This is a genomic window from Thioalkalivibrio sp. ALE23 (genome assembly GCF_000378545.1).
Lineage (GTDB): Bacteria > Pseudomonadota > Gammaproteobacteria > Ectothiorhodospirales > Ectothiorhodospiraceae > Thioalkalivibrio.
Map to the genome: position 1 here is coordinate 558115 of NZ_KB900032.1, position 15890 is coordinate 574004.

Consider the following 15890-nt stretch of genomic DNA (forward strand, 5'->3'; position numbering starts at 1 on the left):
TGGCTACATTACGCACCTCGCCGGTTACGGGGCCATAGCTCAGCTGGGAGAGCGCCTGCATGGCATGCAGGAGGTCGGCGGTTCGATCCCGCCTGGCTCCACCATTACGGCGAATGGCAGGATCAGCGATGCATCGTTTTGGAATGATCTCCATCTACGTTGGGCTGGTTTTGTCGATTGTGGGATTGTTCGGCGGTTTCGGGTTGATGTTTGCCGGTGAGCAGACATGGTCCAAGCCACTGGTCGCAATGGTCCCGCTGGGGTTCCTGCTGGTTTTCAACGGTGTGGTGACAACCATCCTGCATCGTCCGAAAGGCAGCCGCGGAAGTGAAAGGCCGCACGGACCTCCTGACTAGTTTGCAGCATGACGTTGCCTCTGCGTCCCCATCGTCTAGAGGCCTAGGACACTGCCCTTTCACGGCAGCGACCGGGGTTCGAATCCCCGTGGGGACGCCATATTCCAAGGGCCCGGATCCAGACGCACTGGATCCGGGCCTTTTTCGTTCTGGTCCGGAATCAGCCGCCGAAGATCCCTTTCTTTGTTGCTCCGTGTCAATCGGAGGAGCGGCGGAGGGGAAGGGCATAAAAAAGAAGCCCGGCCGGGAGCCGGGCTCAAGGTACTGAAACAACCGTGTGACGGAGGGAGTCGGTTGTCTCGGTGTACCGGTCGGGGACCGGGTCAACACCATGCAGTGGCCACATCGTGACCGGGGTTACGGAAACACCCGTGGAGGGTTTTTCGTCACCACTCGTCAGCTGTGACGGGATAACCGGAGAGAGGTTCCGGTTGCGGGTGCGACATGCGATACAGTTCACGGTTTCTCCGACAGTGAATCAATACGGAACGAGGACATGCGCGGACTGGAACAGATCCCCTGGCTCTACGATGGCTTCATGGTGCTGGCCGATGCGCTGGGCCTGCGTCGCTGGCGGATGCGCCTGGTATCCGGGGCCCGGGGACGGATCCTGGAGGTCGGTTGCGGAACCGGGCGCAATTTGCCGCTGTATCCGCAGACGGCGGAAGTCATTGGCGTGGAGCCGGACTTCCTCGCGCTACGGAGTGCGCGGCGTCGCGCTCCCGGGGTGCCGCTGGTGGTGGCCCGCGCCGAGGCCCTGCCGTTCGTCGAGGGGCAGTTCGATGCGGTGGTATCCGGGCTGGTGTTCTGTTCGGTGCAGGATCCGCCCGCCGCCCTGAACGAGGTGCGGCGGGTCCTTGGCGCGGAGGGCGAGCTGCGGATGCTGGAGCATGTGCGACACACGCGTCCGTTGCTGGCGCGGATGCAGGACCATGTGCAGCCGGCCTGGACCTGTGTGGCCGGTGGCTGTCATCCCAACCGGGATACCGAAGCCGCTGTGTCCGCCGCCGGTTTTGCGATCGATCCGCAGGACCGGGTGGCCCGGGGCGTGATGCGGCGCTTCACCGCGCGTCCCGCCGGATCCGGAAAAAGGCTGCGGAGAACCCTCAAGTCTGAGCGGTAGCCGCCGCTAACATCGGTGCAGGCGTCCTGTCCATTCGCAAACGCCTGTCAACGCCAGGGAGGTACCCATGGATGTCAACGCAGCGGTATCCCAGGCCGTGCAGATGCAGCAGGCGAGCCTGATGCAGCAGAAGGATGTCGCGGTAATGAATCGTGCCATGGAGGCCGAGGAAGCCGCGGTGGCTCAGCTGATCGACGGCATGCCCGACGTTTCAGGCAGTGCCGGGGTGGAAGCAGCGGCCGGTGCGGCCGCAGCGCTGCCCGACAATGTCGGGACGCTGGTCAATACCACGGCCTGAGGCAGGGCCGGAGATCGCTGGTCTCCGGCCTTTTTTGCGGGGGGCCGGGCGGTTACTGCCGTTGTGCCTCGAATTCGATGATCAGTTCCACCGTGTCGCCCACGATGTTGCGGATCAGTCCGTAATCCATGCCGAAGTCGCTGCGCTGGAATTCGCCCCGCATCGAGGCGCCCAGCACGTAGGGGCGGGAGAAGATGCCGCCCAGCGGAAACGGGTAGCGTCCGACCTTGTTGATCGTGACGTCCAGGGTGATCGGCCGGGTTTCGCCCAGCAGTTCCAGATCCCCCGTCAGCTGCCCGCTGTCCTCCCCGGTGGGTTCGTAGTCGGTGGCGGTAAACCGCATCTCGGGGTAGTTCTCCACGTCGAGGAAGTCTTCGTTGCGCAGATGGTCGTCGCGTTCCTCGTGGTTGGTGAACACGCTGTCGGTCTGCACCACGAAGTGCCCCTCGCCCAGCTCGCCCGTGTCGGGATCGAACATGAAGGACCCCTCGGCCTCGAGGAACATGCCCAGGACCCGGGCGAACTCGGCATGATCGACGAGGAAGCCCACCGCGAAATGTTCGGTATCGATCTCCCACTCGTCCATCGCCAGGCTGGTTCCGGGCAGCACCGATGCCAGGCTCAGCAGGGCCGTCGCGGCCAGGGTGCGGAATCGATGGCTCATGGGGTTTCCTCCGGGGTCTGGGGATGTGAACCGGGTCTGTTCCGATACAGATAGACGATATCCGCGGCGAATGAAACCGTGAGCATGGCCAGCGCCAGGACCGCTGCGGCGACGGCCGCCGCCGCTGGAACGGCAGGGGTGAGCGCGATCAGCAGGGCCGGGGTCTGCAGCACGCACACCGCCTGGCGGCGCCGGCTGGGCGGCAGATCCGCGCGCAGCCAGGGCAGTCCGCGCCCGGCCAGCACGAACAGATAGCGCATGGCCCCGATTGCCAGCACCCAGGGGCCAGCGGGTCCGGGCTGCCACGCAAGCACGGACAGCGCGAGGATGAGTGCCGCGTCCAGTTCCATGTCGAAACGCGCGCCGAACGCCGACGCGGTGCCGCTGCGCCGTGCCACGGCGCCGTCGAGCCCATCCAGCAACAGCACCAGCAGGGCGAGGACGACGACCCAGGCCAGTCCAGCATCGGGCAGGGGGAACGCGGGCATCGGTGCGAGGAGCGCCAGGCCCCCGACCGGGGCCGCGAGGGCCGCGCGCATCAGGGTTACGCGGTTGCCGGGCCCGGGGACCGCGGGCAGGCCGCCGGCGTGCCCGGCACCGGTCACCAGCAGCCCCCACAGCAGCGCCCAGAGCAGGGCGGTTGCGGGCAGCAGAGCGGGGCCGACCGGGGTCAGGCTCGTAATGAGGGTCGCAACACCCAGCGCCAGCAGTCCGCCGAGAACCAGATCGGTGGAGCGGAGCGGCCTGTGCAGGGCGGTGGGGGCGGGCATGGACGGGCTTTCCTCGGCTACACTGCAGGCTTCATTCACCGGGAGGATGGCGCAGTGTCCCTCTGGTCGCGAAAGCCCGCATGAACCGCGCACGAGCCTTCTGGATCACCGCGCCCGGCGAGGGCGAGATCCGCGATGCGCAATTGCCGCCGCCGGCCTCCGGGGAGTGCCGGGTGCGGGCCCGCTATGGCGCGATATCGCGCGGCACCGAGTCGCTGGTGTTCCGCGGGCGGGTGCCGCCGGATCAGTACACCGCGATGCGGGCACCGCTGCAGGAAGGGGACTTCCCTGCGCCGGTGAAATACGGCTACATCAGCGCAGGCGTGGTCGAGTCCGGCAAGCGTGCCGGCGAACGGGTGTTCTGTCTGCACCCGCACCAGGACCGTTACAACGCGCCGGATTCCATGCTGGTGCCGATCCCGGAGGCGGTCCCGGACGCGCGCGCGGTACTGGCGGCGAACATGGAAACGGCCGTGAACATCGTGTGGGACGCCGGAGCGGGTCCCGGCGACCGGGTGGCGGTGATCGGTGCGGGGGTGGTCGGGTTCCTGTGCGCCTGGCTGATCCGTGCAATCCCGGGCACGCAGGTGGATCTGATCGACCCCGAGCCCGCGCGGGCGGAACCGGCGCGGGCGCTGGGGCTGACGCTGCATACGCCGGCGGATGCCCGCGAGGCGCTGCCTCCCGCGTCGCGCGATGCGGTGATCCATTGCAGCGGTCAGGGCGACGGGCTGGTGCAGTCGCTGGAGCTGGCGGGCACCGAGGCCCGGGTGGTGGAGGCCAGCTGGTATGGCGATGCGCCGGTCAGCCTGCCGCTGGGAGCCGGGTTTCATTCGCGGCGTCTGGAGCTGCGCAGCAGCCAGGTGGGCCGTATCCCGCCGGCACGCGCCGCGCGCTGGGACTACCACCGGCGTCTGGCGCTGGCGCTGGAGCTGCTCGCCGATCCGGTGCTGGAGGTCCTGATCAGCGGCGAGGATCGTTTCGAGGACCTGCCGCGGGTGATGCCGCGGGTAGCCGGGCCCGAGGCCGCCACGACACTGTGCCATCGCATCCGTTATCCCGATCCCGACCCCGTGTGGGTCTGAACGAGTCCGACCGAATTGCCAAGGAGAGACTCCCGCATGTACAGCCTGAACGTCCGCGATCACTTCATGATTGCCCACAGCTTCGCCGGCGAGGTTTTCGGTCCCGCGCAGAACCTGCACGGCGCCACCTACGTGGTGGACGTGACCTTCCGCCGGGCCGAGCTGGATGACGACGGTCTGGTGGTCGACATCGGCCGGGCCGGCGAGGTGCTGCGCAGCATCCTCGCGGAACTGAACTACCAGAACCTGGACGACCGACCCGAGTTCGAGGGGCAGAACACCACAACCGAATTCCTCGCCCGGGCGATTCACGGACGCATCGCCACCGCCATCCACGAGGAGCGTCTGGGCGCTTCCGCACGGGGCCTGGACGCGGTCTGCGTGACCCTGCACGAATCCCACGTGGCCTGGGCCGCCTACGAGGCGGCTCCTTGAGCGAGGCCGCCGATCTGCGCCTGCTGGTTCCCGGGGCGCTGGATCAGCCCACCGGTGGCTACCGGTTCGATGCGCGCATGCTGGCGGGCCTGCGCGAGCGCGGCTGGCAGACGGCAGTCGACGAGCTTCAGGGCGACTTCCCCGGACCCTCCGCGGACGCTGCGGCGGCGCTGGATTCGGCCCTGGCGGCGGCCCCCGATGGCCAGCGGGTGCTGGTCGACGGCCTCGCGGGCGGCGCCTTCCCCGAGGTGCTCGAGCGCCACGCGCAGCGGCTGCGTCTGCTCGCGCTGGTGCATCACCCGCTCGGGCTGGAGACCGGCCTGCAACCCGCGCGCAGCCGCGAGCTCCTCGCGCTGGAGCGGGCCGGGTTGCGAAGCAGTCGCGGGATCGTCACCACCAGCGCGTATACCGCCGACGTGCTGGCCGGATGGGGAATCGAGCGTCCGCGTCTGCGGGTGGTCCCGCCCGGTGTGGAACGTCAGGCGGCGGCATCGGGACCCGGTCCCGGGGAGCCGCCGTGCCTGCTGGCGGTGGGGTCCCTGATCCCGCGCAAGGGGCAGCACCACCTGATCGCCGCGCTGGCCGGACTGACGGATCGCGCCTGGCACCTGGTCCTGGCCGGGCCGGCGGATCGCGACCCGGGATTCGTGCGTCGCCTGCGCCAGCAGATCGAGGACAGCGGTCTGCGGGACCGGGTCACCGTCACCGGAACCTGCGACGAGTCCGATCTCGATGCCTGGTTCGATGGCGCGTCGCTGTTCGTCCTGCCCAGCGAATACGAGGGGTTCGGCATGGTGTATACCGAGGCCATGGCGCGCGGCCTGCCGGTGATCGCGACCACCGGTGGCGCGATCCCGTACACCGTTCCGGCCGCCGCGGGTGCCCGCCTGCCGCCGGGCGACGTCCCGGCGTTGCGCGCCGCGCTGACGGATTATCTGGAGCGCCCGGAGGCCTGGCTTGCCGCCGGGGCCGCCGGCCGACGGGCCGCGCGGCAGATGCCCGACTGGCCACAGGCGGTCGTCGCGATGGATCGGGCGCTGCGCGAGCTGACACCATGAGCGAGCACTTCGATCGCGACTGGCTGGGCCTGCGCGAGCCCGTGGACCATGCGGCGCGCCCGGCGTCCCTGGCCGACGCGCTCGCGGAGTGGGTGGTGCGGGTTCGGGGAGCGAACGAGGCACCGCTGCGGGTGCTGGATCTGGGCGCCGGCACCGGTTCGAACCTGCGCTGGCTCGCTCCGCGGCTGCCGGACCTGCAGCTCTGGACCCTGGTGGATCATGATGCCTCCCTGCTGGACGCGGCCCGCCGCGACGCCGGCGGCGAACGCGTGGAACACCTGCGGGTCGAGGACTTCGCTGCCGCGCCTCCGGCCTTGCCGGGCGCGGCGCCCGACCCGTTGCTGGTGACCGGCGCGGCGCTGCTGGATCTGGTCTCGGCCCGGTGGCTGGATGCACTGGTCGCTGCCTGTGCCGCGCGCGGGGCCGCGGTACTGTTCGCGCTGAGCTACGACGGCCGGATCGAATGGTCGCAGCCGGACCCGGAGGACGCGGACCTGCTGGCGGCGGTCAATCGTCACCAGGGCACCGACAAGGGTTTCGGGCCGGCGCTGGGTCCGGGGGCGGCGATGCACCTGGAGCGGGCGCTGGAGCGTCATGGTTATCGCGTGGAGGCGGCCGCCTCACCGTGGGAGCTGGATGCGGCCACGCCGGCGCTGGTGCGGGCCCTGATCGACGGCTGGGCCGAAGCGGCGGCTGCCATGGAGCCGACACGGGCCGGGGACTTTCGGGCCTGGGCCGCGCGGCGCCGGGCTGCAGTGATCGGCGACGGCTGCCGCCTGCGCGTCGGGCATCGGGACGTACTGGGGCTGCCCCCGGCCCCGGGACGGGGCTCGGGGGTGGCTGCCGGGTGACGCCGCTCAGAAATTCTCGGTGGAGGTGAACAGGCCGACGCGCAGGTCACTGGCCTCGTAGATCGTGCGGCCGTCCACCTGCACAGTGCCGTCGCCGATCCCCAGCACCAGCTTGCGCGAGATCACCCGCTTCATCTCCACATGGTAGGTGACCCGCTCCGCGGTGGGGAGCACCTGGCCGGTGAACTTCACCTCGCCCACGCCCAGCGCGCGCCCGCGCCCCGGGTTGCCCAGCCATGCCAGATAGAACCCCACCAGCTGCCACATCGCGTCCAGCCCGAGGCAGCCGGGCATCACCGGATCGCCCGGAAAGTGGCAGGCGAAGAACCACTGATCGGGGTGGATATCCAGCTCGGCCACCATCTCGCCCTTGCCGAACTGCCCGCCGTCGCTGTTGATCTCCGTGACCCGGTCCATCATCAGCATGTTGGGCACCGGCAGCTGAGCATTGCCCGGGCCGAACATGTTGCCGTAGCCGCAGGCCAGGAGTTCATCGCGATCGTACTGATTCTTCTGCATTGAAAGATGCTCGGGGGAAAAGCCCGGTATTGGACCGAAACCGGCGGGCAAAAGCAATTCCCGCCGCGCTGCACGGCGGCGGGAAAAGGCCGGTTCAGGCGTCGGCCGGGTAGCGCAGCAACTCCGCAAGGGTAAAGAAACGGTCCCCGCGCAGATAGCCGGCCTGGACTTCCGGGACCAGGGCGCCGGGGCGCCCCCGGGCGTCGCGTTCGGCCACCCACTCGGCGGGCAGGGTGTCCAGGATGTGGGCGCTGGCCAGGCGCCCGTCCTCCAGCTGACTGGCATGGACCTGGCCGTTCCCCCGGTGACGGAAGGCCGGAATCCAGCCCGCGGTGAAGCCGGTATCCAGCCATTCCGGCTCCTCGCGGGTGGTCACCGACGGGCCGGACAGGAGATCGAGATCAAGCATCGCGGATCCTCCGAAGATTTAATCGGGGTATCGGCGCGGCCCCGCGGAACTTGAGGCCGGGACGATCGCCCTGCGTCGGTGGTGCGGGCGGCGAGCCGGGTACGGGTCGTGCATAATCGTGATCATCATACAGACCGCGAAACCGTTCCCGGGGACGCCGGCCTTCCGGTCGCTTCGGGTGCGGACCGAAAGGGGGAAGAGTGGCGGTTACCGTCCTGCTGTGGATCCTGGCGATCGTGATCGCCATTGGTGTGCTGGATCTTGCGCGACAACCGCTACGGCGTTTTCTCGTGGCGCTGGCGGGTGCGATCGCACGGGGGGTATGCGCCCTGCGACGTCAGGTCCTGCATCTGCGGGATGCGGTGCGCGACTGGCATGGCGGCCATCTGGAACGCCTGGAGGCCGAACGCATCCATTCCGCGGTAGAGGCGCTGGAGCGTCGTTATGCCGAGATGGTCGGGCATGACCTCGCCCAGTTGCCGGCATTGCGGCAGCAGGCGCGCGACACGCTGCGCGTGCTGGACGAGGCCTATCAGCGCGACGAGCAGCGGCTGATCCAGGAGCCCGAATGGGTCGAACGGCTGGAGGCCCTGGCGCGCGGTCCTGCCAGTGATACGCCGGAAAGCCGGCGCCTGGCGCAGGACATGGAGGACACCGTACTGCGCATCGCCCGCTCCGGGCTGGAGGAGCAGCGGCGTTCGGCCAGCGCGCTGCTGTCGGCCCGGCGACGCGCGGACAGCCCTTTGCGCGAGATGGTCGGCAATCTGGAGCGGGTACAGGAACGCCTGGCCCGGCTGGAGCGCCAGGGCGAGCGCCTGGACCGGGCGCTGGGCCGTTGCGAGGAGGTCGACCGTCCGGTCCGGCGCGCCCTCCCGGCGCATGCCCAGGCGGCGACCCAGTGGCTGATGGGCGCGGCCGGCCTGGCCCTGGCCGCGCTGGCCGTAGTGGTCCATCAGCATGTCTTCGGCCCGGCTCTGGCCGGCATGTTCCCGGAGACCGCCAACGCACCGGGCGCGATGGCACCCGGGTCGGAATGGATGCTGTACCTGCTGCTGGGGACCGCCGCCCTGGCCGGATGGATCCTGGCCGAGACCCGCGGCGTGACCCGGGTCCTGCCGCATGCGCTGATGGAGGGCGGCGGCTGGGCGCCGCGGGTGCTGGCCGGACTGTCCATCGCGGTGCTGGTCCTGGTGGCGGCGGTATCGGCGTTCACCGGGTTCCATCTTGACTGGCTCATCTACCAGCATGAACTGGTCACTCTGCTGCTGGAAGGCGAGGAACGCGCCCTGCCAGCCGGCATCCGTCATGCCGAACAGCTGGTGGGGGCGGCGCTGGGGCTGCTGATCCCGCTGCTGCTGGCGCTGGTGCCGGTGTGGGTGGTGGGCTTTCTGCAGGCGACCCGCATCCTCGCCGGGGGGGTGCTGAGCGCCGGGCTCGGCGTGCTCGCGGGCATCCTGTACCTGGCGGCGGTAGGGGCCTGTCAACTGCGGCGTCTGCTGCCGGCGACCTTCGAACTGATCATCTTCGTGCCGGCCGCCATCCGGCGCTGGCTGGCCGCGCGCCGCAACGGGGCGTGAACCGTGTCACCGGAAGCCGGAGGGATGCGTGTACATTGGTCAGTGTTTCCCTAGAATGATCCCTCTTCCGAAACATCGCCGCGCTCCGCTCGGGCGCGGCCAATGACGAGGCAAGGCATGGTGCGCAGGTTGCAGATCCGAAACGGGCTGGTGGTGCTGTCGCTGGCGGGGGCCCTGATGGTCGCAGGCACTGCGCCGGCTGCGGCGCAGACGCGATACGTCTCGGACAGTCTGGAGACGGCCGTTTACAGCAGTCCCCAGGGCGGACGGATCGTCAGTTCGGTGGATGCCGGTGACCAGGTACAGGTGCTGGAGGACGACGGCGGCTACAGCCGTATCCGTCTGCCCAGTGGCAACGAGGCATGGATCCTGACCCGCTACCTGCAGGACGAGCCGCATGCGCGCGAACGCCTCGCCGAGGTGGAAGAGGAGCTGGCCGAGATCCGTTCCGGCGCCGACGACCAGGAAGGCCGCATCGCCGAACTGCTGGACGAGCGCAATGCACTGCAGCGCGAGGTCGAAGAACAGTCCGAACGCATGGCCGGCATGCAGGAAGAGCTCGAGGAGCTGCGCGACATTGCCGAACGGCCGCAGGAAATCCAGCGGCGCAACGAGCGCCTGGAAGAGGAACTCCTGGAGACCCGCGAAGCCGCCGAGGACTACCGGCGTCAGGTCGAGGTCATGCGCGCCGACAGCGACCGCCGCTGGTTCATGACCGGGGCTGCGGTGGCGGTGGGCAGCGCGATCCTGGGGATCATCCTCACGCGCCTGCCGACCCGCCGTCGGCGCAGTGACTGGCTGAACTGATGACCCTCGGCCGGGGCGTGCTGTTGCGCGCCCCGGGTTGACCCGGTAGCCTTCGCCCTTCTGTGACGGGCGCCCGCCGGGCGTCTGCCCCGATCCCTGTCAGGACGTCCATCTGGATGCTGTTCGCGATACTCTCAATCTTCGTGGTGGCGGCGCTGGCGCCCGTGGTGCATCGGGCCACCGGGCGCCACAGCGGCTGGGTGCTGGCGCTGCTGCCGGCGGCCCTGTTCGTCTACTTCGCGAGTTTCCTGCCCGCGGTTGCGGCGGGCGAGAGCGTGCGCCTGGCCTGGCAGTGGATGCCCGGGCTGGATGTCCAGTTCTCCTTCCTGATCGACGGCCTGTCGCTGATGTTCGCGCTGCTGATCGCGGGCATCGGCGTGTTCGTGGTCAGCTACGCCGGGCGCTACCTCGAGGCGCACCGCGACCTCGGGCGCTTCTACGTGCTGATCCTGTCGTTCATGGGCTCCATGCTGGGGCTGGTGCTGGCCGACAACATCATCCTGATGTTCATCTTCTGGGAGCTGACCAGCATCACTTCCTACCTGCTGATCGGCTTCAACCATGAGCAGCTGAAGGCGCGCAAGGCCGCGCTGCAGGGCCTGATCGTGACGGTGGGCGGCGGTCTGGCGCTGCTCGCCGGTCTGGTGCTGCTGGGCGTGGCCTCCGGGTCCTGGGAGCTCTCGGAGATCCTGGCCGGCGAGGATTCGCTGCACGAGCATGCGCTGTACCTGCCGCTGGTGATCCTGATCCTGCTGGGCACCTTCACCAAGTCGGCCCAGTTCCCGTTCCATTTCTGGCTGCCCAACGCGATGGCCGCGCCCACGCCGGTCTCGGCCTACCTGCACTCGGCCACCATGGTGAAGGCGGGGGTCTATCTGATGGCGCGCCTGAACCCGGAGCTGGGCGGCACCGAACTGTGGACCTGGACGCTGGGCCTGTTCGGCGCGGTGACCATGTTCACCGGCGCCTGGATGGCCATCCAGAGCACCGAGATCAAGAAGCTGCTGGCGTATTCCACGGTGATGGCGCTGGGCACGCTGACCATGCTGATCGGCATCGGCACGCCGTATGCCGCGATGGCCGGCGCGACCTTCCTGCTGGCGCATTCGCTGTACAAGGGCGCGCTGTTCATGCTCGCCGGTTCCATCGATCACGGCACCGGCGAGAAGGAAGTCCCGAACATGGGCGGGCTGCGCCACGCGATGCCCCTGACCGCGGCGTTCTCGGTGATCGCCGCGCTGTCGCTGGCCGGGCTGCCGCCGCTGTTCGGCTTCGTCGGCAAGGAACTGATGCTGGAGGCAGCCCTGGGCGCCCCCGACGCCCTGGCCGTGGTCCTGCCGCTGCTGGCGCTGGCCTCGGCCATCCTGGTGGTGGCGGTGGCGGCGATCGTCGGCCTGCGGCCGTTCTTTGGCAAACGGCCGGACTATTCGCGCACCCCGCATGAATCGCCGGGTGCGATGCTGGCCGGGCCGGCGGTACTCTCCGTGCTGGGGCTGATCCTCGGTCTGTTCCCGGCGCTGGCGCAGCCGCTGGTGGCGGCCACCGCGATGTCCATCCACGGCGCCGATCCCGACATGGAGCTCAAGCTGTGGCACGGCATCAACCTGCCGCTGGGTCTGTCGCTGCTGAGCCTGGCCGCGGGTCTGGTGATCTATCGCTTCTGGACTTCGGTGCGTGCCGGCATCGGACGCATCATGGTGCCGGTCGGGCGCATCGCGCCGGAGCGCGGTTACGAACGCTTCATGGACGGACTGGTGTGGTTCTCGGCGTTCCAGACCCGGGTCCTGCAGAACGGCTACCTGCGCACCTACGTGATGGTCACCATGCTGACCACGGTCGCGCTGGTGGTGGGCACGTTTGCGGCCCTGGGCGGCTTCGAGATCTCGGTGCGCTTCGACGACATCCTGATCCACGAGTGGGTGATCGTCGCCCTGGTCGCACTGGCCGCCATTTTCGTGGCCACCACCAGTTCGCGGCTGGCCGCGGTGGCTTCGCTGGGCATCGTGGGCTTCGGCGTCGCGCTGATCTACGTGTTCTTCAGCGCGCCGGATCTGGGGATCACCCAGGTCCTGGTCGAGACCCTGACCGTGATCCTGCTGGTGCTGGTGCTGTTCCGCCTGCCGGGCTTCCTGAAGTTCTCCAATCCGCTCACGCGGGTGCGTGACGTGATCGCCTCGCTGGCGGTAGGCGTGACCATGACCGCGGTGCTGATGGCCACCCTGGGCGTGCAGTACTTCCCGGCGATCTCCGAATACCACATCGCCGAGTCCGAGCCGTCGGCCTACGGGCGCAACATCGTCAACGTGATCCTGGTTGACTTCCGTGCCCTGGACACCCTGGGCGAGCTGTTCGTGCTCGCGCTGGCCGCGGTGGGCGTGTACGCGATGATCAAGTTCCGTGCGGAGGACCGCAAGTCATGATGGCCGGCTCGCTCATCCTGCAGACGGGGACGCGGCTGCTGCTGCCACTGCTGCTGCTGTTCTCGGTGTTCCTGCTGCTGCGCGGCCATGACGAGCCGGGCGGCGGGTTCATCGCCGGTCTGGTGGCGGCGATGGCCTTCGCGCTGTACATGTTTGCCTTCGATGTCTACAAGGCGCGCGCCATCCTGCGCATCGACCCGCGCAACATGCTGGGCATCGGTCTGCTGCTGGCGACCCTGTCGGGCGTACCCGCGCTGCTGCAGGGGCGCGCCTACCTGACCTCGCTGTGGTGGGACGTGGAGGTCCCGCTGTTCGGCGAGCTCAAGCTCTCCACCCCGCTGGTGTTCGACATCGGCGTGTACCTCGTGGTGATCGGCACCGTGCTGACCATCGTCCTGGCCCTGGCGGAGGCGGAAGAATGACTGCGGAACCCCTGCTCGCGATCCTGGTGGGCGTGCTGTTCGCCACGGCCACCTACCTGATGCTGCGGCGCAGCCTGGTCAAGCTGGTGATCGGCCTGATCCTGCTGTCCAACGCCGCCAACCTGCTGATCTTCGCCACCTCGGGCCTGACCCGGGGCGCGCCGCCGCTGATTCCCGAGGGCATGCTCACGCCCGAGGGTGCGGTGGCCGACCCGCTGCCGCAGGCCCTGATCCTCACCGCGATTGTCATCAGCTTTGGCGTGCTCGCCTTTGCGGTGGTGCTGATCCATCGCGCCTACGAGGTGGTGGGCGCGGATGACCTGGACGAAATGAAGGATACGGACACGTGAGGATCGAGGTCGCCCTTCCGGTCATCATCCCCCTGTTCTTCGGGGCGCTCGCGCTGGCCTTCTGGCAGTGGCGCGGGGTGCAGCGCGTGGTCGGCGTGGTCGGTGGCCTCTCGCTGACCGCCGCCGGGATCTGGTTGCTGGTGGCGGTGTGGAACGAAGGCGTGCTGGCCATGCACATGGGGAGCTGGCAGGCGCCGTTCGGCATCGTGCTGGCGGCCGACCTGCTGAGTGCGACCATGGTCCTGCTGACCGGCGTGATGGGGCTGATCGTCGCGCTGTATTCGCTGGTCTCGATGACCCCGGATCACGAGCGCTTCGGCTACCACCCGCTGCTGCAGCTGCTGCTCGCCGGGGTGGCCGGGGCCTTCCTTACCGGGGACATCTTCAACCTGTACGTGTGGATCGAGGTCCTGCTGGTCGCGTCGTTCGCGCTGCTGATCCTCGGCGGCGAGCGCGCGCAGATGGAGGGGGCGATCAAGTACGTCACCCTCAACCTGGTGTCGTCGCTGATCCTGCTGGCCGCGGTGGGTCTGACCTACGGCCTTTTCGGCACCCTGAACATGGCGGAGCTGGCGGCCTACATGGGCGAGGCCGAGAACACCGGTCTGGTGACCGTGGTGGGCGTGCTGTTCATGGTCGCCTTCGCGATCAAGGCCGCGGCCTTCCCGCTGTTCTTCTGGCTGCCGGCCTCCTACCACACCCCGCCGGTGGCGATCTCGGCGATCTTCGCCGCGCTGCTGACCAAGGTCGGGGTGTACGCGCTGATCCGCTTCTTCACCCTGATGTTCACCGAGGCCCCGGAGGTCACCCAGAACATCCTGCTGTGGGGCTCCGGCTTCACCATGCTGGTGGGCGTGCTGGGCGCGGCGGCGCAGTTCGAGTTCCGCCGCATCCTGGCCTTCCACAGCGTCAGCCAGATCGGCTACATCATCATGGGCCTGGCCCTGCATACCCCGCTGGCGCTGGCCGGTTCGCTGCTGTTCATCCTCCATCACAGCATCGTCAAGACCAACCTGTTCCTGATCAGCGGGATCTCCTATTTCGCCCGTGGCACCCACGAGCTGAAGGATCTTGGCGGGCTGTACCGCACGCACCCCGGACTGTCGGTGCTGTTCCTGATCTCGGCGCTGTCGCTGGCCGGGCTGCCGCCGCTGTCCGGGTTTCTGGTCAAGCTGATGCTGGTGCGCGCGGGTCTGGAGATCGAGGCCTACTGGATCGTGGCGATCGCGCTGATCACCGGCCTGCTGACGTTCTACTCCATGGTCAAGATCTGGGCCGAGGCGTTCTGGAAGGCCGACCCGCGCGGCGAGCAGGCCCCGGCGAACGGGCCGGCCTGGCCCGAGCGCGGGGGGCTGTGGCTGCTGTATGCGCCGGTGGCCGCCCTGGCCGGGCTGGCGGTGCTGATGGGCGTGGCGGCCGAGCCGTTCCTGCAGCTGGCCATGGCCGCCGGTGAGCAGATGCTGGACGTGGATGCCTATGTCGAGGCGATTCTGGGGGGCGACGCGCAATGAACCTGCTCGCACTCAACCTCCTGCTGGCCCTGGCCTGGATGATGCTCACGGGCAGCTTCACCGCGACCAGCCTGCTGTCCGGTCTGGTGTTCAGCTACATGGCCTTGTGGGTCGCGTTCAACCGCAAGGCGGATCACAGCAGCTTCTTCTGGAAGGTGCCGAAGGTGATCTCCTTCATCGCGTTCTTCATCTATGATCTGATCAAGGCCAACCTGGTGGTGGCCTGGGACGTCCTGACGCCCACCCATTTGATGAAGCCCGGCGTGATCGCCTTCCCGCTGCGCGCCCATACGGATGCGCAGATCACCGTGCTCGCCAACCTGATCTCGGTGACCCCGGGCACGCTGAGCCTGGACGTCTCCACCGATCGCAAGGTGCTGTACATTCATGCCATGTACCTGCAGGACGAGGACAAGCTGCGGCAGGAACTTCGGGACATGGAAAGCCGCGTGATGGAGCTGATCGACTGATGCCGATTCTCGACTGGGCCGTGAACGCGACCTTCGTGATCCTCAGCCTGGCGCTGGTGATCATCTTCATACGCCTGATCAAGGGCCCCAGCCTGCCGGACCGGGTCGTGGCGCTGGAACTGATCGCCTCGCTGACGGTGGGGTTCATCGCCACGCATGCGGTGGCGACCGGCATGGCCAACTTCCTCGACGTGGCCGTGGTGCTGGCGCTGACCGCGTTCCTCGCCGCGGTGGGCTTCGCGCGGTATCTGGAGAAGGGAGGTTACCGCAGTGATGATTGAGTGGATCACCGCCTTCCTTTTGTTGCTGGGCTCGCTGCTGATGCTGCTGGCGGCGCTGGGCGCGCTGCGCATGCCCGACCTGCTGACCCGTATGCATGCGACCACCAAGGCCGGCGCGCTCGGTGGCGGCACCATGGTGGTGGCGGCCGCGGTGTTCTTCGATGATGGCGCCGTCACCGCCCGCGCGCTGGCGATCGTGGTGTTCATCATCCTGACTGCCCCGGTGGCCGCGCACCTGATCGGCCGCGCCGGCTATTTCGTCGGCATCCCGCTGTGGGAGGGGACCCTCAAGGACGAACTGAAGGATCGCTACGATCCCGAGACCCACACCCTCGCTTCGGAGGACAAGCCGGAGGACAGGAAATCCTCCGCCCCCGCCGAAGAGCGCGAGCGCGACTGACCGATCCCTTGGGCTCCGGTCACGATCGGCCCATCCCGCACCCCCGCGCCGCGCGCACAAAAAAGCCGGGGCCCGCAGGCCCCG

General features: G+C 68.5%; 20 protein-coding genes and 2 tRNA genes. 18 read left to right on the forward strand and 4 right to left on the reverse strand.

Annotated elements, in window-relative coordinates; all coding sequences use genetic code 11:
• Positions 1–28: 28 nt before the first annotated feature.
• The 5 genes from F573_RS0106330 (at position 29) to F573_RS0106350 (ending at position 1777) form a co-directional block, all read left to right on the forward strand.
• Positions 29–104 (forward strand) — tRNA-Ala (locus F573_RS0106330).
• A 24-nt stretch (positions 105–128) separates the two neighbouring features.
• On the forward strand, positions 129–356 hold the full coding sequence (locus F573_RS0106335; protein ID WP_026300828.1) for a hypothetical protein: 228 nt from the start codon (positions 129–131) through the stop codon (positions 354–356).
• A gap of 24 nt (positions 357–380) precedes the next feature.
• A tRNA-Glu gene (locus F573_RS0106340) sits at positions 381–456 on the forward strand.
• 396 nt (positions 457–852) lie between these two features.
• Positions 853–1479 carry a class I SAM-dependent methyltransferase gene (locus tag F573_RS0106345; RefSeq protein WP_019021890.1) on the forward strand — a complete coding sequence of 209 codons (627 nt, stop codon included), beginning with the start codon at positions 853–855 and terminating at the stop codon, positions 1477–1479.
• 67 nt (positions 1480–1546) lie between these two features.
• Positions 1547–1777, forward strand: coding sequence for a putative motility protein (locus F573_RS0106350; RefSeq protein WP_018870200.1), 231 nt, complete (start codon positions 1547–1549; stop codon positions 1775–1777).
• 52 nt (positions 1778–1829) lie between these two features.
• On the opposite strand, the gene F573_RS0106355 is transcribed toward F573_RS0106350, so the two are convergent.
• Together F573_RS0106355 and F573_RS0106360 are read right to left on the reverse strand one after the other, a co-directional pair.
• On the reverse strand, positions 1830–2441 hold the full coding sequence (locus F573_RS0106355) for a YceI family protein (RefSeq protein WP_019021891.1): 612 nt from the start codon (positions 2439–2441) through the stop codon (positions 1830–1832).
• Complete coding sequence (locus F573_RS0106360) at positions 2438–3211, reverse strand: CDP-alcohol phosphatidyltransferase family protein (protein WP_018870198.1); 774 nt, start codon at positions 3209–3211, stop codon at positions 2438–2440. The genes F573_RS0106355 and F573_RS0106360 overlap by 4 nt, the downstream gene beginning before the upstream one ends.
• An 80-nt stretch (positions 3212–3291) precedes the next feature.
• On the opposite strand from F573_RS0106360, the gene F573_RS0106365 reads away from it, so the two are divergent.
• From F573_RS0106365 to F573_RS0106380, 4 genes are read left to right on the forward strand one after another with little or no spacing between them, the layout of a single operon-like run.
• A complete protein-coding gene (locus tag F573_RS0106365) occupies positions 3292–4296 on the forward strand; it encodes a zinc-binding alcohol dehydrogenase (RefSeq protein WP_019021892.1) in 1005 nt (334 codons plus the stop codon).
• Positions 4297–4332: 36 nt separating this feature from the next.
• Positions 4333–4731: a 6-carboxytetrahydropterin synthase gene (locus tag F573_RS0106370; RefSeq protein WP_018870196.1), complete on the forward strand. Its 399-nt coding sequence runs from the start codon at positions 4333–4335 to the stop codon at positions 4729–4731.
• Complete coding sequence (locus F573_RS0106375) at positions 4728–5789, forward strand: glycosyltransferase family 4 protein (protein WP_019021893.1); 1062 nt, start codon at positions 4728–4730, stop codon at positions 5787–5789. The genes F573_RS0106370 and F573_RS0106375 overlap by 4 nt, the downstream gene beginning before the upstream one ends.
• Entirely contained in the window at positions 5786–6640 is an 855-nt protein-coding gene (locus F573_RS0106380; protein ID WP_019021894.1) for a trans-aconitate 2-methyltransferase, read from the forward strand. The genes F573_RS0106375 and F573_RS0106380 overlap by 4 nt, the downstream gene beginning before the upstream one ends.
• 6 nt (positions 6641–6646) lie before the next feature.
• Here F573_RS0106380 and fabA read toward each other — a convergent pair whose 3' ends face one another.
• Positions 6647–7159, reverse strand: coding sequence for a 3-hydroxyacyl-[acyl-carrier-protein] dehydratase FabA (gene fabA / locus F573_RS0106385; protein WP_018870193.1), 513 nt, complete (start codon positions 7157–7159; stop codon positions 6647–6649).
• A gap of 94 nt (positions 7160–7253) precedes the next feature.
• Positions 7254–7568 (reverse strand): hypothetical protein, encoded by a 315-nt coding sequence (locus F573_RS0106390; protein ID WP_018870192.1) that lies wholly within the window; start codon positions 7566–7568, stop codon positions 7254–7256.
• Positions 7569–7768: 200 nt separating this feature from the next.
• Between F573_RS0106390 and F573_RS0106395 the strand changes: the two genes are divergently transcribed.
• From F573_RS0106395 to mnhG, 9 genes are all read left to right on the forward strand, one after another.
• Positions 7769–9145, forward strand: a complete 1377-nt coding sequence (locus tag F573_RS0106395) for a hypothetical protein (protein WP_019021895.1) — start codon at positions 7769–7771, stop codon at positions 9143–9145.
• Positions 9146–9262: 117 nt separating this feature from the next.
• Positions 9263–9952, forward strand: a complete 690-nt coding sequence (locus F573_RS0106400) for a TIGR04211 family SH3 domain-containing protein (RefSeq protein ID WP_018946992.1) — start codon at positions 9263–9265, stop codon at positions 9950–9952.
• A gap of 116 nt (positions 9953–10068) precedes the next feature.
• On the forward strand, positions 10069–12372 hold the full coding sequence (locus tag F573_RS0106405) for a putative monovalent cation/H+ antiporter subunit A (RefSeq protein ID WP_019021896.1): 2304 nt from the start codon (positions 10069–10071) through the stop codon (positions 12370–12372).
• Positions 12369–12794, forward strand: a complete 426-nt coding sequence (locus F573_RS0106410; RefSeq protein ID WP_018870188.1) for a Na+/H+ antiporter subunit B — start codon at positions 12369–12371, stop codon at positions 12792–12794. The genes F573_RS0106405 and F573_RS0106410 overlap by 4 nt, the downstream gene beginning before the upstream one ends.
• Entirely contained in the window at positions 12791–13144 is a 354-nt protein-coding gene (locus F573_RS0106415) for a Na+/H+ antiporter subunit C (RefSeq protein ID WP_018936755.1), read from the forward strand. Before F573_RS0106410 ends, F573_RS0106415 begins: the two co-directional genes overlap by 4 nt.
• Positions 13141–14655, forward strand: coding sequence for a Na+/H+ antiporter subunit D (locus F573_RS0106420; protein ID WP_019021897.1), 1515 nt, complete (start codon positions 13141–13143; stop codon positions 14653–14655). The genes F573_RS0106415 and F573_RS0106420 overlap by 4 nt, the downstream gene beginning before the upstream one ends.
• Positions 14652–15125: a Na+/H+ antiporter subunit E gene (locus tag F573_RS0106425; protein ID WP_018870185.1), complete on the forward strand. Its 474-nt coding sequence runs from the start codon at positions 14652–14654 to the stop codon at positions 15123–15125. The genes F573_RS0106420 and F573_RS0106425 overlap by 4 nt, the downstream gene beginning before the upstream one ends.
• Positions 15125–15406 carry a monovalent cation/H+ antiporter complex subunit F gene (locus F573_RS0106430; protein ID WP_018870184.1) on the forward strand — a complete coding sequence of 94 codons (282 nt, stop codon included), beginning with the start codon at positions 15125–15127 and terminating at the stop codon, positions 15404–15406. Before F573_RS0106425 ends, F573_RS0106430 begins: the two co-directional genes overlap by 1 nt.
• Positions 15399–15806 carry a monovalent cation/H(+) antiporter subunit G gene (gene mnhG, locus F573_RS0106435; RefSeq protein ID WP_019021898.1) on the forward strand — a complete coding sequence of 136 codons (408 nt, stop codon included), beginning with the start codon at positions 15399–15401 and terminating at the stop codon, positions 15804–15806. The genes F573_RS0106430 and mnhG overlap by 8 nt, the downstream gene beginning before the upstream one ends.
• Positions 15807–15890: the final 84 nt, after the last annotated feature.